24 protein-coding genes are annotated in these 23,043 nt (G+C 58.8%); 14 read left to right on the forward strand and 10 right to left on the reverse strand.

Annotated elements, in window-relative coordinates; translation table 11 throughout:
* Positions 1-5: 5 nt before the first annotated feature.
* The 3 genes from CFU_RS10200 to CFU_RS10210 are packed head-to-tail and all read right to left on the reverse strand — an operon-like array spanning position 6 to position 1,871.
* Positions 6-707, reverse strand: a complete 702-nt coding sequence (locus CFU_RS10200) for an HAD family hydrolase (RefSeq protein WP_014005960.1) — start codon at positions 705-707, stop codon at positions 6-8.
* Positions 708-1,670, reverse strand: coding sequence for an HNH endonuclease (locus CFU_RS10205; protein ID WP_014005961.1), 963 nt, complete (start codon positions 1,668-1,670; stop codon positions 708-710).
* Positions 1,671-1,694: 24 nt separating this feature from the next.
* Positions 1,695-1,871: a CsbD family protein gene (locus CFU_RS10210; protein ID WP_041741685.1), complete on the reverse strand. Its 177-nt coding sequence runs from the start codon at positions 1,869-1,871 to the stop codon at positions 1,695-1,697.
* Here CFU_RS10210 and CFU_RS24420 point away from each other — a divergent pair.
* Positions 1,870-2,070: a hypothetical protein gene (locus tag CFU_RS24420; protein WP_148264798.1), complete on the forward strand. Its 201-nt coding sequence runs from the start codon at positions 1,870-1,872 to the stop codon at positions 2,068-2,070. The genes CFU_RS10210 and CFU_RS24420 overlap by 2 nt on opposite strands.
* Before the next feature lie 89 nt (positions 2,071-2,159).
* Here CFU_RS24420 and CFU_RS10215 read toward each other — a convergent pair whose 3' ends face one another.
* Positions 2,160-2,519: a hypothetical protein gene (locus tag CFU_RS10215; protein ID WP_014005963.1), complete on the reverse strand. Its 360-nt coding sequence runs from the start codon at positions 2,517-2,519 to the stop codon at positions 2,160-2,162.
* A gap of 190 nt (positions 2,520-2,709) precedes the next feature.
* Here CFU_RS10215 and CFU_RS10220 point away from each other — a divergent pair, with 190 nt between their 5' ends.
* A complete protein-coding gene (locus CFU_RS10220; protein WP_014005964.1) occupies positions 2,710-3,654 on the forward strand; it encodes a GlxA family transcriptional regulator in 945 nt (314 codons plus the stop codon).
* Between the two features lie 18 nt (positions 3,655-3,672).
* Positions 3,673-4,488 carry a DJ-1/PfpI family protein gene (locus tag CFU_RS10225; protein ID WP_014005965.1) on the forward strand — a complete coding sequence of 272 codons (816 nt, stop codon included), beginning with the start codon at positions 3,673-3,675 and terminating at the stop codon, positions 4,486-4,488.
* Here CFU_RS10225 and CFU_RS10230 read toward each other — a convergent pair.
* Positions 4,474-5,640: a tetratricopeptide repeat protein gene (locus tag CFU_RS10230; RefSeq protein ID WP_041741687.1), complete on the reverse strand. Its 1,167-nt coding sequence runs from the start codon at positions 5,638-5,640 to the stop codon at positions 4,474-4,476. The genes CFU_RS10225 and CFU_RS10230 overlap by 15 nt on opposite strands.
* Positions 5,641-5,715: 75 nt before the next feature.
* Positions 5,716-6,156 (reverse strand): CBS domain-containing protein, encoded by a 441-nt coding sequence (locus CFU_RS10235; RefSeq protein ID WP_041741689.1) that lies wholly within the window; start codon positions 6,154-6,156, stop codon positions 5,716-5,718.
* Positions 6,157-6,620: 464 nt separating this feature from the next.
* Between CFU_RS10235 and CFU_RS10240 the strand changes: the two genes are divergently transcribed.
* From CFU_RS10240 to CFU_RS10250, 3 genes are all read left to right on the forward strand, one after another.
* Positions 6,621-8,177 carry a sensor histidine kinase gene (locus CFU_RS10240; RefSeq protein ID WP_190275243.1) on the forward strand — a complete coding sequence of 519 codons (1,557 nt, stop codon included), beginning with the start codon at positions 6,621-6,623 and terminating at the stop codon, positions 8,175-8,177.
* 27 nt (positions 8,178-8,204) lie between these two features.
* Positions 8,205-8,564, forward strand: a complete 360-nt coding sequence (locus CFU_RS10245; protein ID WP_014005969.1) for a response regulator — start codon at positions 8,205-8,207, stop codon at positions 8,562-8,564.
* A gap of 83 nt (positions 8,565-8,647) precedes the next feature.
* Entirely contained in the window at positions 8,648-8,989 is a 342-nt protein-coding gene (locus tag CFU_RS10250; protein ID WP_041741690.1) for an Hpt domain-containing protein, read from the forward strand.
* Between the two features lie 4 nt (positions 8,990-8,993).
* Here CFU_RS10250 and CFU_RS10255 read toward each other — a convergent pair whose 3' ends face one another.
* Entirely contained in the window at positions 8,994-9,632 is a 639-nt protein-coding gene (locus CFU_RS10255) for a phosphatase PAP2 family protein (protein WP_050808543.1), read from the reverse strand.
* Positions 9,633-9,743: 111 nt separating this feature from the next.
* Positions 9,744-10,370: a helix-turn-helix domain-containing protein gene (locus CFU_RS10260; RefSeq protein ID WP_014005972.1), complete on the reverse strand. Its 627-nt coding sequence runs from the start codon at positions 10,368-10,370 to the stop codon at positions 9,744-9,746.
* 344 nt (positions 10,371-10,714) lie between these two features.
* On the opposite strand from CFU_RS10260, the gene CFU_RS10265 reads away from it, so the two are divergent.
* The 8 genes from CFU_RS10265 (at position 10,715) to CFU_RS10300 (ending at position 20,510) form a co-directional block, all read left to right on the forward strand.
* Complete coding sequence (locus CFU_RS10265; protein ID WP_238531428.1) at positions 10,715-11,836, forward strand: polysaccharide biosynthesis/export family protein; 1,122 nt, start codon at positions 10,715-10,717, stop codon at positions 11,834-11,836.
* Positions 11,833-12,270, forward strand: a complete 438-nt coding sequence (locus tag CFU_RS10270; RefSeq protein ID WP_014005975.1) for a low molecular weight protein-tyrosine-phosphatase — start codon at positions 11,833-11,835, stop codon at positions 12,268-12,270. Before CFU_RS10265 ends, CFU_RS10270 begins: the two co-directional genes overlap by 4 nt.
* A gap of 97 nt (positions 12,271-12,367) precedes the next feature.
* The gene (locus CFU_RS10275; protein ID WP_014005976.1) at positions 12,368-14,608 is read left to right on the forward strand and encodes a polysaccharide biosynthesis tyrosine autokinase; all 2,241 of its coding nucleotides are present in this window, start codon (positions 12,368-12,370) and stop codon (positions 14,606-14,608) included.
* A gap of 13 nt (positions 14,609-14,621) precedes the next feature.
* Positions 14,622-15,824, forward strand: a complete 1,203-nt coding sequence (locus CFU_RS10280; protein ID WP_014005977.1) for an O-antigen and teichoic acid export membrane protein — start codon at positions 14,622-14,624, stop codon at positions 15,822-15,824.
* A complete protein-coding gene (locus CFU_RS10285) occupies positions 15,821-17,047 on the forward strand; it encodes a polysaccharide pyruvyl transferase family protein (protein WP_014005978.1) in 1,227 nt (408 codons plus the stop codon). Before CFU_RS10280 ends, CFU_RS10285 begins: the two co-directional genes overlap by 4 nt.
* Before the next feature lie 6 nt (positions 17,048-17,053).
* Entirely contained in the window at positions 17,054-18,106 is a 1,053-nt protein-coding gene (locus CFU_RS10290; RefSeq protein ID WP_014005979.1) for a hypothetical protein, read from the forward strand.
* Entirely contained in the window at positions 18,107-19,204 is a 1,098-nt protein-coding gene (locus tag CFU_RS10295) for a glycosyltransferase family 4 protein (protein ID WP_014005980.1), read from the forward strand.
* 43 nt (positions 19,205-19,247) lie between these two features.
* Entirely contained in the window at positions 19,248-20,510 is a 1,263-nt protein-coding gene (locus CFU_RS10300; RefSeq protein ID WP_014005981.1) for a hypothetical protein, read from the forward strand.
* Here CFU_RS10300 and galU read toward each other — a convergent pair.
* Both galU and CFU_RS10310 read right to left on the reverse strand, forming a co-directional pair.
* On the reverse strand, positions 20,507-21,388 hold the full coding sequence (gene galU / locus CFU_RS10305) for a UTP--glucose-1-phosphate uridylyltransferase GalU (RefSeq protein WP_041741694.1): 882 nt from the start codon (positions 21,386-21,388) through the stop codon (positions 20,507-20,509). The genes CFU_RS10300 and galU overlap by 4 nt on opposite strands.
* Before the next feature lie 70 nt (positions 21,389-21,458).
* On the reverse strand, positions 21,459-22,877 hold the full coding sequence (locus tag CFU_RS10310) for an undecaprenyl-phosphate glucose phosphotransferase (protein WP_014005983.1): 1,419 nt from the start codon (positions 22,875-22,877) through the stop codon (positions 21,459-21,461).
* Between the last annotated feature and the right edge of the window lie 166 nt (positions 22,878-23,043).

A 23,043-nucleotide genomic window follows, 5' to 3' on the forward strand; every position in this document is an offset into this window, starting at 1 on the left:
CTTAATCAGGCTGCCGCCGCTAGCGCAGAAAAATCGTGAGTGACGAGGTCTGCAAAATGCTCGACGCTGATGTCGGCCGCCGGGTAGGCGGCAATAATGGCGGGATCGTGAGCGTAATGGCCCTGGCGCGGAAATACGGTGGTAAGGCGCTGGCCCCAGCTGTGTTTCATTGCCGCCAGCAGGCTGAGCTTGTCGTCGACCATGACGTAATGACGGGCCGGATATTTTCGGGCGACGGCATCCAGCATGTCTTCCTTGTGCACGTAGATCAGCACCCGGCCATCGACTGCCTGCCACAAGCCCGAGCGCTGGACTTTGCGCGGCTGGAAGACGACGTCGCCGTCCGACAGGATTACTGTGCGCCCCCATTGGCGCAGATGGGCGACGGCGTCCAGCGCGCCGGGATAGATCAGGTCGGCGAACGGGTAGTCGATGAAGAAGGCAGACATCAGCAAGACACGCGCATCGTCCATGTGCGCAAGCCGAAAGCGCTGCAGCGCTCCCAGGTAGTCGACATAACCGAGTTCCACCCGCAGCTGCTCGAGGATCTGCTGATAGCTGTCCCCGCTGCCGGCGCCGAATTCCCGTTCAATATGCTGCATCAGCTCGTCGCGCAAGCGATCGTTGTCGAGCAGGGTATTGTCGACGTCGAGCAAGAAAACCACTTGATCGGTGGCTACCGCCTGCGGACGGGTTGAGGTTGCCATCTAATTGTCGCTGGCGAAAGCAGACTGCGCTGCCGGACCGGCGAACAGTGCGGGCCTGGCAAAGGTTTTTTCCTTTTTATCCGAATCCATCGGCATCGATACCGTCTCGCCATGCACCAGTTGCTGCCCGCTGAGATCCAGGAATTGGAACCTGGGCGCGTCGAAGCGCGCGCTCGGCGGCGGGAACGGGTAGGGCGCCAGGCTTTCTGCGGAGCTGATGGCGTTTGGCGCCAGGTCGCGTCCCGGCGACGGCAGCATGACCTGGAACATTTCGTTGCCGTAGGCGAGGATGAAGAACATGTAAGCCGCGGCGCTGCTGCCGTCCTTGCGTCGGATCAGCAAGACGCTGATCCTGTCGTTCGGCATGAGGCCCGGCGCAAAGGTATGGATGACGGGAAAGGCAAATCCATCGAGATGATCGCGTTTCCTGATCCAGGCGACAGCCTGCGCAAAATTCGGCATCTCGCTGTCGGGCAGCACCGACAATCCCATTTTTACGAAAGCCTTCAGCACGGCAAGCGGAGCATGGGCATCTCGCCTGAGCTGCAACATGATTTCCCTGGTATGCAGGTCGACCGCAACCAGCGGATCATCTTCGAACTGGCAGGGCGCCGCTTTACTGTCGCCATGCCTGAAAGGCAGGATGCCGTTTTTGCCCCTGATGCGGGCGAAGGTGCGCATGGGCTTGGACCAGTTGCCGAAGTCATTCTCTATGCCATTGCCGAAAAGCGCGTTGCATTCGTCGCATTCGTAAGCAGAGAACAAGCTCTTGTTGCCCAAGGATTCGGGCAGGGCGTGGGCGGAGAGGCGGAAACTGGTGTCGGGAGCGCGTTTGCCGCAGAAGCGGCAGAGCTGGTTCTCCTGGTCGCCCAGGATGATCTTTTTCCCGGGCTCCAGGACCCATCCGGCAATTTTCCGATAGTTCTGGCTGTAAAAGAAGCGGGCTTTGTCGATGGGATTCATGACTGACTCCTGTCAATCATGGATTCAATGGTGCTTGTGCGTGTCGTGTTTTTTGTCGCCATATTCCTTCTGGACCTGGCCGACGGTTTTATCGATCTTGCCTTTCTCTTCCAGGCGCTTGTCGCCGGCAATCTTGCCGGCGGTTTCCTTGATCTTGCCTTCCGCTTCCTTGACGCGGCCTTTCACCTGATCCTTGTTCATGGCTATCTCCTGGAGTGATGTGGACAATCGGCAGAACGCGGTGCTGGATGCTGGCGTTCAGCATGAACAGCATCTGCCTGGGTTGCCGCACGGTCTGTACGGCAGCGCACTTAGATGGCAGGAGCTGGGGCCGGCAGGGGAAAGAGTGAAAAAAAGGAACGGCAAACCGCCGATGGCGGCAGGTCCTGAATCACCGTGAAATCGTTCCCGGCGACAGCGGTGCAGCGAGCACAAGCGATTGCCATACGCGCTCGCCGGAATTGCTGGAGTCGAGACAAGAGCGGAGCGTCAGGCTGCTCCGCGGTACGAGTTCAGATCCGGTGTAAGCCGTTGCGGGCCTTGTGGTTGAGGCGACTGTTTGGGCCTCTGCGAATTGGCCACGCTTTCCACGCCATCGGCGGCGATCGCTTCGAGGAAACCGAGGACGTTGCGGTAATAATCGACCCGCATTTCGGCTTCCAGCAATTGCCTTTCCGACTGATACAGCGCCAGGCGTGTATCGCGTAGTTCATTTTCTGCCAGCTTTTCAGGCGTCTGGATATATTTGATCGCCAATCTGTTAAGCCATCCCATGTCGGCACCTCTTTTGTATGGAGACAATTTGATCTTAAATCGTTCTTGGTAAAGAAACCTGACAATTGACATCATTTAACTATCTTGTTGCGCAATTTCCACGTCCATATTTACTTGGAACAACTAAATATCGTTTGCAAGAAAATGCAAGGCATAACAAACAAGATGCGCCCGGCATGGCAACGATGATTGGCGCGCAACTGCGCGAATTTGTCGTTCTGCCTGCATGCGTTCTGACTAGAATTACATTCGACAAGGAATTCTTATGCCAGTTCACACTCATGCAATTGCCCTGATCGCCTACGACGATGTCCAGATGCTCGACGTGGCCGGGCCGAGCGAAGTATTTGCAATGGCGGCGCGCATCTTGGGCGAGCAGACCGGCTATGCGCAGGCGTATGCGATCAGCGTGCTGTCGAGCCGCGGCGGCGAAATCCGCTCCAGTTCCGGGATGCGGCTGATGACGACGGCGCTCGCCGCTGCGGCGCCAGATATGTTCGACGTGGTGCTGGTTGCCGGCGGCCAAGGCGCGCAGGCCGCCGGCGCCGACCGCGAATTGCTGGCCTGGCTGCAGAGCGCCGCGCCGCACGCGCGCCGCATCGGTTCGGTGTGCACCGGCGCGTTTGTGATCGGCGCCGCAGGACTGCTGGACGGTTACCGCGCGGTGACGCACTGGAAGAGCCAGGAAGCGCTGGCGCGCCGTTTTCCGCGGGCGCAAATCGTCGACAACGTCTTGTTCGTGGTTGACCGGCAGCGCGTCAGTTCGGCCGGCGTCACTGCCGGCATGGACCTGGCCTTGCACCTGGTGGAAAGCGATCACGGCGCGGCGATCGCCAACGCGGTTGCGCGCAGCCTGGTGATGTTCATGCAGCGCGCCGGCGCGGAAAACCAGCGCAGCGCGCCGCTGTTTGCGCAGGCCGCAGAGAGCAGCGTGATCGACAAGGTGCTGGCGATCCTGCACGCCCGGTTTAACGAACAGCTGAGCGCCGTCCGGCTGGCTGGCGAGGTGCATACCAGCACCAGGACGCTGCAACGCCAGTTCAAGCAAAAGACTGGTTATACCGTGCACGGCTACCTGGAAAACTATCGCCTGGCGATCGCGCGCGGATTGCTGGAAAAAAGAATCGATGAAGAACGCGTCGCGCGCAACTGCGGTTTCCGCAATGCGCGGCAATTGCGGCGTTTGATCAATCTGCAGCTACCACCATGAAACCAGACCGGAGCCGAAATGAATCGTCGTAATGCCCTCAAGACCCTTGCCGCCGGCGTTGCTGCCGCGCCCGCGATTAGCCGCGCCGCGACTGCTGCAGAAACGCTGCCGCAAGCTGTGGCGCCGACCGCAAAACCGCTGCGCATAGCCATGGTGATTTTCCAGGGCATGACCCAGCTCGATTTCAGCGCGCCGTTCGAGGTGCTGGCGCGGATTCCCGGCGCCCAGGTCGACGTCGTGGCGGAGAGCTTGGAGCCGGTGATTTCGGACACCGGTTTACGCCTGCTGCCGACCCACACTTTTGCCGGCGGCGCCCAGCCGGACCTGCTGTTTGTGCCCGGCGGACCGGGGCAGAATGCGCAGATGACAAATCCAGCCATGATCGGCTATCTGGCGGCGACCGGGAGGAGCGCCGCGTATGTGACCTCGGTCTGCACCGGTTCGCTGCTGCTGGCCGCGGCCGGATTGCTGCAAGGTTACAAGGCGACCTGCCATTGGATGTCGATCGACCAGCTCGGCCTGTTTGGCGTCGTTGCGCAACAGCAGAGAGTGGTGGTCGACCGCAACCGCATTACTGGAGCCGGCGTGACCTCCGGCATGGATTTCGCGCTCACGGTGGTCGCGACGCTGCGCGGCGATGAACTCGCCGGGCGCCTGGAATTATTGCTTGAATACGATCCACAGCCGCCGTTCCGCAGCGGCACGCCAAGCCTGGCCGGACCTGCCGTGGTGCAGCAGGTGCGCACCTTGGCCGCCCCCATGCTGGCGCAGCGCCGGGCGCAGTCGGAGGCCGCTGCCGCCAATCTGCGGCAGCGCCGCTCAATGAACCGATAGCGGCGCGCGGTACGACTTGACGCGGTCAAGCTTGGCCGCATACAGGTCGTGATCGTTGCCGGTGGAGCTGTTTTGCATGGCGATGCTCAAATGCTTGACAGCCTGTTCCATGTCGCCCAGGCGCAGGCAGGCAATACCCATCCAGTACTGGAATTCATGATAGTAGGGATCGCGCGCAATTTCCCTGCTGAAGTGCATTTTGGCGGCCTTGAAATCGCCGGCGCGCATTGCCGCCATGCCCAGGCTGAATGCCTGGAAAGGCGCTTCAGGCTGCAATTGCGCCAGCCTGGCCGCCAGCAGTTTCGATTCCGCGGATTTGCCCAGGTCGTTGAGAACGCCGATCAGGTTGAACATGACCACCGTGTTTTCCGGCTCGCGCTCGGACACCTGGCGGAAGGTGTGCTCGGCTTCCTGCAAATTGCCGTGGCGCCGGTAGATCACTCCCAGCGTGTTGTAGGAAGCGAGGAAATTGGCGTCTTGCCTGATCGCTTCGCGCGCCCACCAGTAGGCGTCATCCAGCTGGTGCATGGACAAGGCTTCAGCCGCCTGGTTATTCATGTACATGGCCACCACGGTGTTCTCTTCGATCTCTTCCCTGCGCTGGCCTGCGGTATCTTCTGGCGGCAGGAAATCGATGGTCATCAGGCGGCTCTGGTCAAGCGGCGTGCGGATGGCGCTCGGCCGCTTGCCGAGGGTGAGATTGACGTGGCCGCTGGCAAAATAGAGGTCTGCATTGCGGCTCCAGGCCTGATCCATGAGTATGCTCTGGTAGCGTACCGGCAGCCCCAATTCCTTGGCGAAGGCGGCGGTCATGATCACCAGCGACAGGCAGTTGCCGCTGCGGGCGGCGAAGGTCTGGGCGGCATTGCGCGTGTGTTCGGAGCTGTATTCCAGCTGCAGCTGGCCCTTGCTGTACAGCGCATCGAACAAGCCTTGCTGTATGCCCTTGGTGCGCATCTGGTGGGCGTTTTCATCGGTGGCCAGGTATTGGCGCATGGCGTGGCTGACAGCAAAAACGTCCTCGGCGCTGACGCGCTGCGAGGGCGCGGAAAACAGCTGGTCGCTGAACAGGCGATCGTCGCGCGACGCCCGCGGCGAGGTGGCGCAGGCGCCGAGCAGGAGACATAGAGGCAGGACTAGCCAGTGTTTCATCTGAGGCCACCAAGTGGTAGGCAACTTCCAATATGCAGCTTGCAGCAGGCTGCTTCCAATATATATCTGAACCGGTCAGGCCGGATGTCCCATGATGTAGTGCTCGAGCTGTTGGATGATGAATTGCTGTTCCGAGATGATGTCTTTCACCAGGTCGCCGATGGAGATGATGCCGACCAGCTTGTCGTCGTCCAGGATCGGCAGGTGGCGCAGGCGGTTCTCGGTCATCAGCGCCATGCATTGTTCATTGGTGTCGTCCAGCCGCACGTACATGACGGAGGAGGTCATGATGTCGCTCACCGAAGTGTCGGTTGACGAACGGCCTTTGAGTATCATCTTCCTGGCGTAGTCGCGTTCCGTGACGATGCCGACGATTTTTCCCTGCACCGTCACCAGCAGCGCCCCGACGCTCTTGTCCGACATCATCTTGATGGCGTCGAACACCTTGGCGTCTGGAGCAATCGTGTAGACGGTCTGGTTCTGCTTGGTCTTGAGAATCTGTGCGACGGTTTTCATCAGGCATTCCTTCAAATAAACGCTGCAATTTGAATAATTTTTCTGTGACTCTGCTTAGTCAAGAAAGTAGTCTTTTCGTTTTCAAATTGCAAGCATCTTCAATGCGGGCGCACGCTGCCGCTGACAATTCTGACAGGTGTAAAAAGATGGGCTATTATATTATTATTGCAGTGCGGCAATTATTTCTTGGCTGGCAAAATTGAACCATAGGCGGGCAACACGCTCTGTCTGTGGGGTCCGGAGCGACACATTTCCTCGCTCTGGGAGCGAGCCAATACAAGAAACAGAAAGTCTTTTTTTAATGACAACGTATTTCAATGGTTGTTTTGCCAATGACCGATTTTAGTTTTACCGCCGTGCTGAAAAAAATACAGAAGTCAGATGTAGCAATAGCATTGCCGCGCCGGTCGGATATCCGGCTTGCGATCTTATTTTTTGCAAGTGCATTAATCGCATGCATATGGGTGGTTACCTTATATGACGAAGCCAGCGAAACGCAGCGCGAGCTGGAAAAGGTAGGGCGCGACGCCCAGAACGTAGCACGGGCGTTCGATGAAAACATCAGCCACGTGATCGAACAGGCCGACGAAGCCAGCGACCTGCTGAAATACCAGTACGAGCGTTTCGGCGCAAAAATGAACAATCCTGAATACCGGGATGCATGGCTGATGCAAGGTAATCTCGCCAATCGTTTCTTCATTCTTGACGAGCACGGGAAGCAGGTTTACGCCAACGACGATATCGTGCTCAACGACGAACTCATCGCCGGACACATGCAATTGCACCGGGGGCATGATTCCGGCCAGCTGCTGTTCCTTGTCAAGCCGGTGCGCGACCGCGTCTCGGGAGACTGGTCGATGCAAGCCAGCCGGCGCCTCAACCGGCCCGACGGCAGCTTCAGCGGCGTAGTCGGCGTTTCGATCAGCAACGAAGCGGTGACACGGTTTTATCACCAGATCAATGTCGGCCAGGGTGGCGCAATCAGCGTGGTCGGCGACGAAGGCACGATCAAGGCGCGCGAACCGGACGGCGCCAAGGCGATCGGCATGGATTTTTCCGGCAGGCCATCGTTCGCCGTGATGAAGCAGCACAAGCAAGGCTACCTGACCAGCAACGGCGTGGTCGACGGCAAGCGGCGGACCTATGCCTATCGTCACCTGGAAAATTATCCGCTGATGGTGCTTGTCGGCATTTCGGTCGAAGAGGCGATGCAGCCCTTTTATAACAACCGTTTTCGCGGTTACGTGCTGGCGGCATTTTCAACCGGGGTGGTGGTGGTGTTTACCGTCTTCATCCTGTTCATGGCGAACGGCCTGGTGAGCACGGGGCGGGTGGCGACGCTGGCCAACCAGGCAAAGTCGCAGTTTCTCGCGAATATGTCGCATGAATTGCGTACGCCGCTGAATGGAATTTTGGGTTATGCGGAACTGTTGCGCGAAGATCTGGTCGGAACCGACGAGCAACATTTTGCGCAGGCAATACACGACAGCGGCACGCACTTGTTATTGCTGGTCAATACCGTGCTTGATCTGGAGCGGATCGCGGCGGGGAAAATGGAAGTATTCATTGCCACCGAAAATTTGCGCGAGGTGATGCAGAAAATTGTTGCCAGCCATGCATCTACCGCGATGCGCAAGGGGATTGCCTTGAGGCTGGTGCTGAGTCCGGCGCTGCCGGTCGAATTTGCCTGCGACCGCGGCAAGCTGATCAGGGTGCTCAACAACCTGATCCACAACGCGCTGAAATATACGGACCAGGGGGCGGTAACGGTGCGCGTGCTGCAGGGCGACGGCGTGCTGATATTCCGGGTGGTGGATACCGGCGAAGGCATTCCGGCGGAACTGCAGCGCATCATCTTTGAAAAATTTGCGCAGGTGGACGGCTCGGACATGCGGGCCCAGGCCGGCAGCGGGCTGGGCCTGGCGCTGGCCAAGGAATTGGTGAAATTCATGGGCGGCACCATCGCCGTACGGTCGCGGGTTGGCAAAGGTTCCATATTTGCCTTCACGCTGCCGATTTGAACAAGGCTTTACAGTGATTAGGTGTGAATGAAAAACATATTGGTAGTGGATGACAATCCTCTCAACAGCAACCTCGCCAGGATCATCCTGACCAGGGCGGGGTATACGGTTCACGTGTTTGCCGGAGCCTCCGAGGCTTTGCGGTATCTGGAGAAAAATACAGTCGATGTGGTGTTGACCGATGTCGGCATGCGCGATATAAACGGTAAAGAATTCTGCCGCCTGGTCAAGGAAGGCAGTCACATGGTGGTTCCCCGCATGGTGGCGTATACCGCCTTTGCGATGGAGGAGGAGTTGTTGTCGATCCGGGCGGCAGGTTTCGATGCCGTAGTCATCAAGCCGGCGACCCGTGTCCAGATCCTGGCAGCAGTGGATCCTGCCAGTTGAAGCGCTGTCTCAATTTGGCGTTTCAGGAAAATAACCAGCCGCCTACCATGCAATCTCATATCTGCCATCACTTCAGCCCAGAGATGTTTTTAAAACATTCTTATAATGACAAGAGTGTTTTTGTCGACCTGTGCAAGCTGTTCCTGCAGGTCGGCGGCGAGCAGTTCGCGCGGTTGAAATCGGCCGTGCAAGCCGGGAATGTCAGCGCCACGACGCAGGAATGCCACGCCCTCAAAGGCACGCTGCTCATCTCGGGCGCCGATGCCGCGGTGCGTTTGCTGGATCAGATCGAGATCGAATTCAACCGGAAAAAACGGGTCTGCACCGCGGAAAAAATCCTCGAGCTGCAAAATGAAATCATGCTGACCCTGGATGAGGTGCGCGACTTCCTGGCGGAGCTGGAGAGCCTGGAACTCCAGTATTGAATGTTCAGGGCGCCGGCTGGTTCGGCGCCGGGCTGCAGCATTTTTCGGCAGCATGGCGGCGGCTTTCGGCGGCCAGCGCCGAGTGGCCCGACAACAATAGCGCCGCCTTGTCGATCAACAGCTGGGTCGGGATCGGCCGCGCGAAAGAGGCCGCCAGCAGCAGCACAAAACTGACGCCCATCAAGGTGCGGTTCAGCACCGGCTTAGGCAAGGTTTCGGCGCACCAGATGAACGCAAGGCTGACCGCGCTGCCCAGCACCCATCCGCTGAGCGCTTCCGAGACCGAGTGAAAATCCAGCACCACGCGCGACAGGCTGATCAAGGCCGCAAAAGCCATTCCTGACACAGCCGCAAGCTGCCGGGTCATGGTGGTTTTCTGCTGGAAAAGAAAATAGAAGAGCAGGGGGATGATCGCCGCCGAACGCATTGCATGGCCGCTGAAGCCCGTGAAGTCGAGTTCGTCTATGCCTATGCCCCAGCCGACAAACGCGATCTTCGAGGCGGCCACCAACAGCAAAGCCGAACCGAACAGCAGGCACCAGGCCCAGAACAGACGTTGCGCGCGCGCCGCCAGCAGCCACGCTGCAATCGCAACGGCGGCGGGAAGCATGATGGTGCTGCCGCCGACTTTGGTAATACCCATCCAAGAAAACATAAAACTCAATGCCCAATAGCGGCCAATACCGGTCTCCTGCGATACCAGCAGGTTGATATGCGCTGATCCGCGCTATTTTTTACTTCGAGGTCAGTTGGTTCAAGCAGGCGATGCTACACGAGCCTGGCGCGCCTTGCGCGCCGCGCAGCCGCGCATGAAGCCGCGCAGCTCTTCGAATACGATAGGTTTCTGGAAAAACAGGACTTCATCAGGCAAGCCGCCGCGCGCATCCAGGTCTTCCCTGCTGAGGGTAGTGAGGACGGCGATGTCGATATGCCTGAGGTCGGGATTGGCGAGCACCGTTTTGACAATTTCATAACCGTCGATGCCTTCCATGACGATATCGAGCAGCAGGATATCGTACTTGCGCTGGGCGATTTCCACCAATGCCTGGTAGCCGTTTTCACAAAAGCGGGTCTCCAGCGCGATATCCCAGGAAGCGATCTGCTTCTCGTACACCATGCGCTGCAACGCGTTGTCTTCGACGATCAGGGCGCTCAAGGTCGATGATGGCGCGCTCCTGCCCCGGTCTGTCAGCAAATCGCTGCGTTCGGCCTTCAGCGCATCGATCGCCTCGCGCGGAATGCGGCGGTGGCCGCCTTGGGTCTTCCAGGCTACCAGAACTCCACGTTCTACCAGCTGCTGGACTGATGTGACGGATATTCCCAGCAGCTTGGCTGCTTCTTGCGTAGTGACGTCGCTTTGATTGAGTTTCACTGCTGACATTGGGCGGTTAGAGAGTTAGGTGGTGCCGGATTAGGTGATGCATTTTATCAAACGTATTTTATCAAACGCATTTTTATTAATTAATTGAACACTTGCCAGCCTTTGATTTGCATCGGCCTCAGGGGTTCCGGCGCTTGCTGCAGGCCGAAATGCATTTATTTGCACTTGCAGCAAATTATCACTGGTCATCCAAATAAAAAATACTATAAAATCGTTGAAATCGGTATTTATGTGATTTTAAACGATTTTTGTTGTTTTTTTGATTTTAAATTCGCATAGCTGCCTAAATTGGCTTGAGCTGCGCACGTTAAATTGGATCGGTGTGAATTAAATTGAAAAAAATATTGCTGCTAACTCTCGTGTTTGCACTGGGTGGTTGTGCGTTTGCCCCAGGCATGAAATTCGATTCGTATTCGCCGTTGGACGCAAGCGACCCTGAATCGGTGCCCGTGATCACCCCGATCACCCTCAAGCTGGTGCAGCAGGAAAACGCCGAGCGCGTCCGCCAAGCCGGGCAGGGCGAACAGTACCGGGAACTGGTCGGCAAGCCGCAGCCGTATCGCATGGGGCCGGCCGATATCTTGTCGATCATCGTCTGGGACCATCCTGAACTGGTGGTCCCTAATCTTACTTATACCTTGGGCGCGACCGGCAACCTGTCGAACAGCGGCATGACGGCGCAGACGCTGCCCGGCTACGTGATCAGCAACGAGGGCGAGGTGCAGTTCCCCTACGTCGGCCTGTTCAAAGCGGAAGGATACACCGAAGTAGAGGCGCAAAAGAAGCTGCGCGGGCTGCTCTCCAAATATATACGCGATCCGCAGATTACCCTGCGCGTGATCGGTTATCGCAGCCAGAAGATCTACGTCGACGGCGAAGTGCGTTCGGCCGGGGTCAAGCAGATGAGCGATGTGCCGATGACCCTGTCGGAAGCGATCAACCAGGCCGGCGGCATACCGCCGAGCGGCGACGCCAGCCGGATCACGCTGGTGCGCGGCGCCAAGAGTTATCAAATCAGCTTGCCGGACCTGATTGCGCGCAATCTCAGCCCATCCGACATCCTCATGCAAAACAACGACGTGCTGCGGATCGCGCCGCTGAGCGACAACCAGGTATCGGTGTCCGGCGAAGTGCGCAGCCCAGGTCTGCTGCCCTTGCGCAGCAACGGCCGGCTTAGCCTGAGCGATGCCTTGAGCGGCGCCGGCGGCGTCGACGCCAACACCAGCGATCCAAGCGCCATCTATGTGGTGCGGGCGGCGCCCGACGGCACCATGCCCAAGGTATTCCACCTGGACAGCAAATCACCGGTCGGCATGGCGCTGGCGGAAAACTTCCCGCTGCAGGCCAAGGACGTGGTGTATGTCGATGCCCCGGGCCTGGTCCGTTTCAGCCGCGTGTTTGCGCTGCTGGTCGGCACTTCTACTACCGCGGTCAATTCGCGTAACGCTGTGGACAAGAAAAATTGATCAAATCCATCCTCGTCGTCTGCATAGGCAACATCTGCCGCAGCCCCATGGCGGCAGCGCTGTTCGCCAAACAATTGCCGGGCCTGCATTGCCGTTCGGCCGGCATCGGCGCGCTGATAGGGCAGCCCGCCGCGCCGTATTCGATCGAACTGATGAAGCAGTGCGATATCGACATCAGCGATCACCGGGCGCAGCAGCTGCAGTCGTGGCTGTGCGACTCCTCCGACCTGATCCTGGTGATGGATATCGAACAGAAACAGCATATTGAAAAACAATACCCGACCACGCGCGGCAAATTGTTCCGGCTCGGGCAGTTCAGCCAGTTCGACGTGTTCGATCCCTACAAGCGCCCGCGCGATGAGTTCGAGAGTTGCCTGCGCCTGATCGAACAGGGCGTGGCCGATTGGGTAAAGCGCATCGATTCGGTCAATTAGCGGCGGCCAGGGCGGGCGGGGCGTGCGATCGATGCACCGCCAGCCATGCACGTGGTCAGTACCTCATATCAATATTTGCCAACCAGCTGAATAATCCATGACTTCACTCAATCCGCTGCAACAACATTTCACCGACAAGCATGAGGAAATCAGCCTAGCGGCCATTCTCGATATTCTGTTGGACAATCGCTGGCTGATCGGCTTGATTACCGCCGGCTTTTTGCTGCTTGGCGCTTTGTACGCCTTCCTGGGAACGCCTATCTACAAAGCCGACATCCTGGTGCAGGTGGAAGACAATTCTCCCAGCGCCGCCGCCAGCAACATGCTGGCCGACATGTCGGCGATGTTCGATGTCAAATCCACCGCGCCGGCGGAAATAGAAATCCTCGGCTCGCGCCTGGTGGTCTCCAGGAGCGTCGACAACCTGCATCTGTTCATCGACCAGGGGCCGAAGTACTTCCCCATCATCGGCGCCCTGATTGCGCGCCATAACCTGGACCTGTCCGAGCCCGGCCTGTTCGGCATGGGCGGCTACGCCTGGGGCAGCGAAAAGATCGATGCCGACGTGTTCAATGTGCCGCAGGTGCTGGAAACCGAAACGTTCAAGCTGACCAATCTCGGCAAGGGTCGCTACAGCCTGGCCAGTTCGGCGTTCGACCAGGTGTTTGAAGGCGTGGTCGGCAAGACCGAAAAATTCACCGTGAGCGCCGGCGTGATCGAACTGCATGTGGCGCAAATGCAGGCCAAGCCTGGCATCGTGTTCAAGCTGGTGCGCAATTCCCGCCTGAAGACCATACAGGATTTGCAAGACCAGCTGAATATCGCTGAAAAAGGCAAACAGTCCGGCGTCATCGGCGCCGAGCTGCTGGGGCCGGATCCTTACCTGGTGAGCGCGACCATGAATGAAATCGGCCGCCAGTACGTGCAGCAGAACGTCGAGCGCAAATCGGCCGAGGCTACCAAGTCGCTGGATTTCCTGGATGGCCAGCTGCCGGAACTGAAGACAGAGCTGGACAAGGCGGAAAACCTGTACAACGCCTTGCGGGAGAAGGTCGGCACCATCGACATGGGCGAAGAAGCCAAGCTGGTGCTGCAGCAATCGGTATCGACCGACACCCAGATCCTGGAACTGAGGCAGAAGCGCAAGGACCTTTCGACGCGTTTTGCCGACTCGCATCCGTCGATCCTGGCCATCGATCGCCAGATCGGCGCGCTGCAGAGCGAGCAGGGCAAGATATCCGGCCGCATCAAGACGTTGCCGAACAGCGAGCAGGACGTATTGCGCCTGATGCGCGATGTCACCGTCAACACCAGCTTGTATACCGGTTTGTTGAATAATATCCAGCAGCTGAAACTGCTCAAGGCGGGCAAGATCGGCAACGTGCGCGTGGTCGATTCCGCCGCGCTTCCGGAAATCCCTGTCATCCCGAAAAAGCCGCTGGTGTTTGCGCTGGCGCTGCTGCTCGGCCTGTTCTTCGGTGTGGTGACGGCGATATTGCGCAATATCCTGTATGGCGGCATCAGCAATCCTGAAGACATCGAGCGCCATGCCGGCCTGAGCGTGTATTCCACCGTGCCGTTGAGCGACGCCCAGCAGCAGCTAAATGTCAAGATCAAGGCGAAATCCAAGGAGATGGCGCTGCTGGCGGTGTCCGATCCCCACGACACGGCGATTGAAAGCCTGCGCAGCCTGCGCACCGCGCTGCAGTTCGCCATGCTGGAAGCGCATAACAACATCGTGCTGCTGACCGGGCCTGCGCCCGGGGTCGGCAAATCGTTCATCTCGGCCAACCTGGCTGCGGTGATTGCCTCTTCCGGCAAACGCGTGCTGCTGATCGACGCCGACCTGCGCAAAGGCCATCTCAACCAGTATTTCGGCATGGGACGCGGCAAAGGCCTGTCCGAACTGATTTCCGGCAGCAGCAAGCCGAGCGATGCGATACACAAAGCCATCGTGCCGAACCTGGATTTCATTTCCACCGGCACCTTGCCGCCGAATCCGGCCGAGCTGTTCCTGGTCGGCCGCATGTCCGAGCTGCTGCAAGAATTTTCCGCCGCCTACGACCTGGTGCTGATCGATACGCCGCCGGTGCTGGCCGCTTCCGATACCGGCATCCTGGCGGCCCTGGCCGGCACGGCATTCCTGGTTGCCCGCGCCGAGACCACCAAGCTGGGTGAAATCGTCGAATCCATGAAGCGCCTGGCGCAGACCGGAGTCCACGCAAAGGGCGTGATCTTCAACGGCCTGCGGCTCGATACCCGCAGATACGGATACGGCAATACCGGACGCTATCGCTACACCGCTTATTCCTATAAACCGCAAGAAGTCAAATCCTGATTGCACCTGCCATATGAAAAAAGCCAAGGCGCTGCTGCAAGTCATTTTTGAGCAAGCAGTTTTCACGCTGTCGTTTTTTGCCACCCAGGCGCTGCTGGCGCGCTACCTGAGCGTGGAAGCGTTCGCCTCGTTTTCGGCCATCTATTCGGCGGTGATCCTGCTCAATATCGTGCACGGCTGCACCGTCATGGAACCGTTGCTGGTGTTCGCCAAATCGGACTATTCGATAGGTCGCCGGCTGCTGCTGAAGCTGCACGCGCCGATGGCGTTGCTAAGCGTGCTGGTGGTGATCTACCTGGCTTTGCGCATACCGGATACGCCACCATATTTCGTCTATGCATTGATCCTGGCGCTAGCAGGTTTTGTGGCGTACTGGACGGTGCGTGCGATCGCCATCCTGGAAAACAAAAGCCTGAAATCGGTGCTGCCGGCACTGGCCCAGCTGGGCGGCGTGTGCGCGGCGATTGCCGTGATTCCCAAGGACAGTCCTTATCAGTTGAGCGAACTGCTGGCCGCCATCGGTTTGCCGCTGCTGCTGGTGAGCGGACTGGTCGCCGTCATGTCGAAAAAGAAAGAAGAGCACCCGCATCCGCTGCCAGGCGAAAAAATCTCCTGGCTGAGCTTCGGCCTGAACAATTCCCTGAGCCAGATCATGGTCTGGGCCATGACTCACGGCCTGGTGATTTATTACATGTCGCGGCAGCAGGCCGACCTGGCCGCCAACTTCCGGGTGGTGATGACCTTGGTGCTGCCGGCGCAATACCTGAATATCGCCATCTCGAATTTCGGCTTGCCGAGGCTGGCGCGGCTGGCCGATGAAGGTTCGGCCAGGTTTGCTTCCATGGCGCGCATGCTGATCGCGGCGACGCTGGCTTCCAGCCTGGTCTATAGCCTGGTGCTGTGGCTCTCCGGACAGTTGCTGGTCGGCTTGCTGTTCGGCGCCAAATACAGCGGCCTCGACATGCGCGACTACTTCCTGCTGCCGATGATACTGGCGGCGATCCAGGGCACGCGCACCGTATTGAAGGCGCTCAAGCTGACCCATCAGGCCAGCTGGGCGGTGGCCGGCGGGTTTCTCTGTTTCGTACTGGTGTTCGTCACCCGGCCGGCGACCTCGGTCAGCACGGTCTTCGTTCCGACCGTATTCGGCCTGGGACTCGCCGCTTTCATCATGTTTTATCAAATCCGAAAAAGTCTAAAAGTGGTGGCCATATGAAAATCGTGATCTGCGCTGTTCCCTATAGCCCCAACCTGGGCGATGGCGTCATCTATGAAAACATCAAGCAGCTGCTGCTGGAGCGCGTGCCTGGCGCCGAGGTCAGCGCGCTCGATATCGCCGGCCGCGATGACTATGTGAAAGCCGGCATTTCGAAAAAGTCGCTGGTCAACAAAGTGCCGAAGCTGCTGCGTCCGTATGCGGTCTGCACTTATTTCAGCCTGCAGTATTTTCTGCGCTGGCGCCGCAAGTGGGTAGCACAGCTGGCGGACGCCGACCTGGTCGTGGTCGGCGGCGGCCAGCTGCTGCTGGACGTGCACCTGAACTTCCCGGTCAAGCTGTTCCTGCTGTCGAAGGCGGTCAAGGCCGCCGGCAAGTCCGGCAAGGTCGCGGTATTCGGCGTCGGCGTGTCGAAGAGCATGTCGCGCGCCGGCACCGGCCTGATCAAGCGCACCTGGGAAAACCTGGCGCCGATCCAGGCCAGCACCCGCGACATCGCCTCGGCGCAGAATCTGAAGCTGATCCTGGCGCAGCCGCTGGAGGTCAAGGTGACGCCGGATCCAGGCATCTATTCGCAGCAGACGTTTGCCGCATTCCTGCCGCCGCGCACTGCCGGCAATGTGCTGGGAATCTGCATTTCCAGTCCGCTGGAACTGAACCAGGCCGGCGTCGAGAAGCAGGACTACAGCGAGCGCATCGGTAAATATTTCCAGGAGCTGGCGCAGCAGGCGATGACGCTGGGATACCGGGTGCACCTGTTTACCAACGGCTCGCCGGAAGACGAGGCATTCAAGGACGCGCTGGCAGCCGACCTCGATCCTGAGATCGTCAACCTGCCGCGTCCTGGCGTGCCATCGCAGCTGGTGGCCAACATCGGCCAGTGCGACTGCATCATCGCGCACCGGCTGCATGCCAATATTGTCGCCTACGCGCTGGATATCCCGAGCATCGGTCTGAACTGGGACAGCAAGGTCCAGTCGTTTTTCGAACTGACCGGCCGCGGCCGCTTCTTCATGCAGGCGCCGGTGCCGGACGTCACCCGTACTTTCAAGCTGCTGTATCAGGCGTTGCAAGTGGATGGCACTGGCGAGAAAGTGCGCCTGACGCAACAGCTGACGACCGAAATCGCGGCCTTGCTGGAACGTTCAGGCCTGGCCGCCAAGGCGTCCGCGCCAGAGCCGGACCGAGACCAGGCCGGCAGGGCCGCCGCGGCTGCTGCATAAGCAAGCATGGGCTCCTTATTCGACAAGCGCATCGCCCCCGAGATCCGGCTCATCTGCGGGATCCTGATGCTGGTGCTGACCGCACTCATCTACATGTACCAGCGGGCGTTCCTCCCGAGTTATTTCTTCACCGATGAAACCACCATCATCGACCTGATGAAATATACCGACCTCAGCCTGGCCGAGCAGAATTCGTTCGTCAGCACGGCGGTGATTTTTTCCTTCCTCGGGTCGGCCTGGTCGCAAGTGCTGCTGCTGGTGGCCACCTGCTCGGTGATCTACTACATCAGCGGCAAATCGCTGCGGCTGATCGACCTCGCGTTCGCCATCGTCCTGATGCTGTCGTTCACGCTGTTCAATCTGAAGCTGTCGAAGGAAATCATCGTCATCCTGCTGAACCTGCTGGTCTGTTATGTCTGCACCTGGCGCATCTCCAACCACAGCAAGACCGCGCTGGTGATTGCGATCTACCTGCTGTATGCCTGGCAGTTCCGCATCTACTACGTGCTGATCGCCGCCATCATGGTGGTCATGCACATCGTGTTCAGCACACGCGGCAAGCTGCGCGCCGTGATCGTGCTCGGCATCATAGCCGCCTGCCTGCTGTTGCCGGGAGATTTCTGGAACCAGCTGCAACAGGCGCGCGACATCATCAACATGGAAAGAGAAGGCTTGTCCGATTCGAAGACCATCTTCTCCAATGTGCTGACGCCGAACGGCATCATGACGGCTTTCCCGAACGCCGGTTTTGCCGCGTTGCGCTTTTATTTTGCCCCTATCTTTTCCCTGCGCGTGCAAGAGATTTTCCTGTCTTTCACGCTATGGCTGCTGACGTTCCTCATGTTCCGGCGGCATAACCACAAACATCCGCTGTTCTTGCTGCTCGTAGCCAATTTCGCTATCCAGACCTTCTTCGAGCCCGACCTCGGATCGTTTTTCCGTCACCTGACCGCCTATGCATTTTGCGTATTCGGCATTGATTACCTTCAGCCGAGGCGTGAGATCTCGCGCCACCCGGCCGCCGCGCCAGCATCGGCGCATTTCTATCGGGAGACTTAAATGGAAACGCCAGAACCCGTGCTGCATGTGCTGAACGTGGCCGAAACGATCAAAGGCGGAGTGGCCACCTACCTGGAAACGCTGGAACGCCTCAGCGCCGATTTCAACTGCCGTTTCGATTACCTGGTTCCTGCCGCCCAGGCCGATCAGCTGAAAGCGGAGCGGGTGCATCATCACTCGCATTCGCGCGGCGGGCTGGGGCCGTTCAAGCTGGCGCTGGCGATCGTGCGCCAGGTACGCAAATCGCACCCTGACATGGTCTACGCCCACAGCACCTTCGCCGGCGTTGCGTTGTGCCTGGCCAAGCCATGGCTGGGGCGCAAGGTAAAGACGATCTATTGCGCCCACGGCTGGGCCAGCTTCCGCGACCGCAGCAGATCGGTGACCCTGGTTACCCGCGCGATCGAAAAAATCATGTCGTATATCCCCAACGCGGTGATCGATATCTCGCGTTACGAACATGTCAACAACCGCAAGTTTGGTTTCTCCCGCAACTGCATCCTGATCCAGAACACCGTCCTCGACCGCATCCTGCCGCCGGCCAAGGACGGCGGAAACCAGGATGACGGGCGTTTGCATATCCTGTTTGTCGGCCGGCTGGATCACCAAAAGGGCTACGATATCCTGGTGGACGCCATCCGCATCCTGCAAAAGAGCCGGCCGAACTATGTGTATCATATCGTCGGTGCGCCGGTGCTGGCGAATCTGCAGATCGAAATGCTGGAAGCGGCCAACGTGCATTATTACGGCTGGATAGGGCAGGCCGAAATCAATGCCTATTACGACCTGGCCGATGTGCTGGTGATGCCGTCGCGCGCCGAAGGGTTCGGGCTGACTGCGCTCGAGGCTTTCCGCAGTTATGTGCCGGTGGTCGCCAGCAATCGCGGCGCCTTGCCCGACATCGTGGAGCATGCGGTCAACGGCCTGATTTTCAACTGCACCGCGGGCGACCTGGCCGAAAAGCTGGAAAACCTGAACCGCACCAGCCTGGGCGACTACGCAGAGGCGGCGCGCGCCTCTTACCTGATACGTTTCTCCCCTGGCCAGTTCATCGCCAGCTACCAGAAATTATTTTCACGCCTGCGGCAAACCAATTAGGGCATTTGCCATCCAACAGGCTTCTATTCGACAGGAGCGACAGATGAAACTACCTGCAGCATGGCTTATTCCTGTTTGCGGCGTATTGGCGGCTTCTCAAGCGTCTGCGTGGGAAAAATACGGCATCCATTCGGTCTACCCGGCGGCCATCAGCGTCCAGATCAATCCGTCGCAAATATCAAACCAGCAACTGGCGGCCATCAAGGATGCCGGTTTCGAATACGTCAGGTTCGGCACCCGTCCGCCGGTCAGCGACAAGCCGCAGGATTTTTCGGAACTGCTGGAGCGCTTGCGCAAGGCGCAGCTGAAACCCATCATCACCCTGTTTGGCGGCGCCACGGTCTGGGTACAGCCGAAACGGATGATGTCGGCCACCATGACGCCGCTGGATGCGGCCGACAATTTCTCCAAGTTTGCCCTGACCACCTTGAACCAGTACGCCGATCCAAACATCTTGTGGGAACTGTGGAACGAGCCGGACAATCCGACTTTCCTGAAGCCGGGCATGCTGCAAGCCGGCCTGGTGCCGGCGATACAGAAAATCTGTTCGGCGCTGGAGCAGCAAAAGGGCGGCGTCAAGAAAAACATCTTCGGTTTCGGTTTCGCCAAGCTGCCGAATTTGCAGCCGAAGATCCCGGACGACAAGCTGCTCGCCATCTCGCTGCAAAACTGCCTGAGCGGCGTGTCGGTGCATCCGTACCGGAAAATCCCCGAAACGTTGGCCGACGATGCGACCAAAAGCCGCGAGCTGCTGCACAAGTACGGCAAGGGCGAATTGCCGATGATTGCATCCGAGTGGGGATACTCTAACTTTACCGCCGCCAGGGACCAGGGCGGCCAGGCGCAGCTGGTGCTGAGGGAGTATCTGTCGACGGTATTTGCCGGCATTCCGCTGGTGAATATCTACCAGTGGCAAGACACCGGGTCGGACCGCGCTGCGCGCGAACAGAATTACGGCCTGACCGACAGCAGTGGCCAGGTCAAGCAGGCTTTGCCGGCGCTCAAGCATTTGCTGGGCAAGCTGAAAGATACCCAGCTTGCCGGCAGCGAGAAAGTAGGGGAGGCGTACCAGCTGGTCTTGAATAGCCAGCCGGGGGCTGCGGCAAAGCGCAGCGTCCACGTCGTATGGAGTTCGGCGGCGCGCTCTGGCCCTGGCGGTGGTTTTTCGATCCCGAGGAACAAGGGGCAGCGCTGCATCATCAGTGAGTTTTATCCGCAGCAGGGCGACAAGCCCTGCCCGGAAGGCGCCGGCAGCGTCGATATCAACGCTGGTCCGTCGCCGCTGGCAGTCACGCTATACGATTAGATCTTGTCGGCGATGAAGTTATTGAGGAATTCGCGGAATTCCTCTTTGACTTCAGGATGTTTCAGCGCGAATTTTACCGAGGCTTGCAGGTAGCCGAGCTTGCTGCCGCAATCGTAGCGCGTACCTTCGAACTGGTAGGCCATCACTTCTTCCTGCGCCAGCAATGAGGCGATGCCGTCGGTCAGCTGCAGTTCGCCGCCAGAACCTGGCTGCAGCGTATGAAGGTGGTCGAAAATCGACGGGTTCAGGATATAGCGTCCGACCACGCCCAGGTTGGAAGGGGCCTCTTCCGGCGCCGGTTTTTCCACGATTCCGTGCAGTTTGTGCAAGCGATCGCCGGCCGCCGTGCCGGCCACCACGCCGTAGGAACGGCTCTGCACCGGCGCGATTGCCTCGACGCCGATGATGCTGCTGCCATAGTCCGCATACAGATCGGTCATCTGGCGCATGACAGGGATCGTTCCATCCAGCAGGTCGTCCGCCAGGATTACCGCAAACGGCTCGCCGTGCACCAGCCGCTCGGCGCACAGGACGGCATGGCCCAGGCCCAGCGCTTCCGCCTGCCGCACATAAAAACATTCGACATTCTTCGGCTTGATCTGGCGCAGCACTTCCAGCAGCGCCTGCTTGTTCTTGGCCAGCAGTTCGGCTTCCAGTTCGTAGGCTTTGTCGAAATGGTCTTCGATGGCGCGTTTGTTGCGGCCGGTGACAAAAATCATTTCGGTGATGCCGGCGGCGGCCGCTTCCTCCACCGCATACTGGATCAAGGGCTTGTCTACCACGGGCAGCATTTCCTTGGGACTGGCCTTGGTGGCCGGCAAGAACCGAGTGCCGAGGCCGGCGACGGGAAATACGGCTTTGGTGATTTTTTTATGCATGCTGATGACTCTTGAAGATAGGTTTGTAAAAAAAGGCGCTGCAAACAAGTAGCGCCCCGGCAAACTTTGATCAATAGGCGGTCTTGCCGCTCCATCCCTTGAACGCGGTCCACAGCAGGATCCGGAAATCCATCAGGAACGACCAGTTCTGTATGTAGTGCAGGTCGAACTGGACCCGCGTTTCCATTTTTTCCAGGGTGTCGGTTTCGCCGCGGTGGCCATGGATCTGGGCCCAGCCCGTGATTCCCGGCTTGACGCGATGACGCACCATGTACAGGTCCAGCAGCTCTTCATACATCTGGTTATGCTGCATGGCATGCGGGCGCGGGCCGATGACCGACATGTCGCCCAGCAGGACGTTGATGAACTGCGGCAGCTCGTCGAGGCTGGTGCGGCGCAGGAACTGGCCGATCCTGGTGATGCGCGGATCGCCCTGGGTAGCCTGCGTGACCTTGTTGTGCTCCTGGTGCAGTTTCATCGAACGGAATTTGTAGATCATGAATTTCTTGCCGTTCAGGCCCAGCCGCACCTGCTTGAAGAATACCGGTCCCGGCGAGGAGATCTTGATGGCGACGCCGATCGCCACGAACAACGGAGTCAGGGCGGTTAGCGCTACCAATGCAAAAACCTTGTCCAGCAGGTGTTTGCAGATGCCGCGCGCACCGCTGGGGGCAGGGCGGTTCAGCTCGACGGTCGGGGTGCCGAGGAAGTTTGTCATGCGCCGGCTGATCATCTGGATCGCCATCGTATCCGGCACCCAGCGGATGTCCACCAGCGTATTGCGCAGGTGGATCTGCAGGGGGCGCAGCTGCGCCGCCGCGCTCATCGGCAAGGTGATCCAGATTTCATCGATCTGGTTGGCGCTGACGTAGGCGTGGATGTCTTCCAGCTTGTTGATGCGGGCAATATTGGCATCCTGCAGGTTTTCAGTCTGTTCGGCGCTGCCCACCACGGCATTGACCTCATAGCCTATCCATGGCTGCTGCAGGGCTCGCCTGTGCATTTCCTGGCCGGTCTCGCCGTAGCCGACGATGATCACGCGCTTGAAGTTGAAGCCCTGCTTGCGCATGCGCGTCAGCGCGACGTGGGAAGCGAAGCGGTACAGCAGCAGCAGCACCATGCTGGTCAGGTACCAATACAGCAGCCAGTGATGCGAGATGCGGCCGATGCCGTGCACCATGCGGCTCATGAAAATGCCGAGGATCAGGACCAGCGCCCAGGACGCCGCCAGCCGGATGAAGGTGGCCGAGGCGGGACGCTCCGGCCAGGCGTTGTAGAGATCGAGCTTGGAGAACAGCATGAACGCCAGCACGCAGCAGAAATACAGCAGCACCATGTGCACCGGCGCCGCGTCTGACAGATTTGCGTGGAAAACGTAATAGGCGACGGCATTGGCGGCGATCGCCAGGATCGCCGTGTCGGCAATCCGCCTTGGGAGCTCCTGTCCCAAAACATACTGGAGGAAGGTCAAGTGTGTTGAGTGTGACATGAGAGTTTATCTTATTGGACTATCAAAAAAGCGAATGAAGGTCCGTACTCGCTTTCAAGCCTTGAACCCAGCATCATCCAAAGCGGTTTTTACAACTACTGCAATGCAGCAAGTTACCTTCAGGAATTATGGTAATCATTAAAATCGATTTAATCAACGTAAACAT

Origin of the sequence: Collimonas fungivorans Ter331 (genome assembly GCF_000221045.1) — a bacterium.
Classification (GTDB): Bacteria; Pseudomonadota; Gammaproteobacteria; order Burkholderiales; family Burkholderiaceae_D; genus Collimonas; species Collimonas fungivorans_A.

Excerpts from the sequence above, each read along its gene's own strand:
- CFU_RS10200 (WP_014005960.1), bottom strand. The coding sequence starts at position 707 with ATGGCAACCTCAACCCGTCCGCAGGCGGTAGCCACCGATCAAGTGGTT.
- CFU_RS10205 (WP_014005961.1), bottom strand. The coding sequence starts at position 1,670 with ATGAATCCCATCGACAAAGCCCGCTTCTTTTACAGCCAGAACTATCGG.
- CFU_RS24420 (WP_148264798.1), top strand. The coding sequence starts at position 1,870 with ATGGCTATCTCCTGGAGTGATGTGGACAATCGGCAGAACGCGGTGCTG.
- CFU_RS10210 (WP_041741685.1), bottom strand. The coding sequence starts at position 1,871 with ATGAACAAGGATCAGGTGAAAGGCCGCGTCAAGGAAGCGGAAGGCAAG.
- CFU_RS10215 (WP_014005963.1), bottom strand. The coding sequence starts at position 2,519 with ATGATGTCAATTGTCAGGTTTCTTTACCAAGAACGATTTAAGATCAAA.
- CFU_RS10220 (WP_014005964.1), top strand. The coding sequence starts at position 2,710 with ATGCCAGTTCACACTCATGCAATTGCCCTGATCGCCTACGACGATGTC.
- CFU_RS10225 (WP_014005965.1), top strand. The coding sequence starts at position 3,673 with ATGAATCGTCGTAATGCCCTCAAGACCCTTGCCGCCGGCGTTGCTGCC.
- CFU_RS10230 (WP_041741687.1), bottom strand. The coding sequence starts at position 5,640 with ATGAAACACTGGCTAGTCCTGCCTCTATGTCTCCTGCTCGGCGCCTGC.
- CFU_RS10235 (WP_041741689.1), bottom strand. The coding sequence starts at position 6,156 with ATGAAAACCGTCGCACAGATTCTCAAGACCAAGCAGAACCAGACCGTC.
- CFU_RS10245 (WP_014005969.1), top strand. The coding sequence starts at position 8,205 with ATGAAAAACATATTGGTAGTGGATGACAATCCTCTCAACAGCAACCTC.
- CFU_RS10250 (WP_041741690.1), top strand. The coding sequence starts at position 8,648 with ATGTTTTTAAAACATTCTTATAATGACAAGAGTGTTTTTGTCGACCTG.
- CFU_RS10255 (WP_050808543.1), bottom strand. The coding sequence starts at position 9,632 with ATGGGTATTACCAAAGTCGGCGGCAGCACCATCATGCTTCCCGCCGCC.
- CFU_RS10260 (WP_014005972.1), bottom strand. The coding sequence starts at position 10,370 with ATGTCAGCAGTGAAACTCAATCAAAGCGACGTCACTACGCAAGAAGCA.
- CFU_RS10275 (WP_014005976.1), top strand. The coding sequence starts at position 12,368 with ATGACTTCACTCAATCCGCTGCAACAACATTTCACCGACAAGCATGAG.
- CFU_RS10280 (WP_014005977.1), top strand. The coding sequence starts at position 14,622 with ATGAAAAAAGCCAAGGCGCTGCTGCAAGTCATTTTTGAGCAAGCAGTT.
- CFU_RS10285 (WP_014005978.1), top strand. The coding sequence starts at position 15,821 with ATGAAAATCGTGATCTGCGCTGTTCCCTATAGCCCCAACCTGGGCGAT.
- CFU_RS10290 (WP_014005979.1), top strand. The coding sequence starts at position 17,054 with ATGGGCTCCTTATTCGACAAGCGCATCGCCCCCGAGATCCGGCTCATC.
- CFU_RS10295 (WP_014005980.1), top strand. The coding sequence starts at position 18,107 with ATGGAAACGCCAGAACCCGTGCTGCATGTGCTGAACGTGGCCGAAACG.
- CFU_RS10300 (WP_014005981.1), top strand. The coding sequence starts at position 19,248 with ATGAAACTACCTGCAGCATGGCTTATTCCTGTTTGCGGCGTATTGGCG.
- galU (WP_041741694.1), bottom strand. The coding sequence starts at position 21,388 with ATGCATAAAAAAATCACCAAAGCCGTATTTCCCGTCGCCGGCCTCGGC.
- CFU_RS10310 (WP_014005983.1), bottom strand. The coding sequence starts at position 22,877 with ATGTCACACTCAACACACTTGACCTTCCTCCAGTATGTTTTGGGACAG.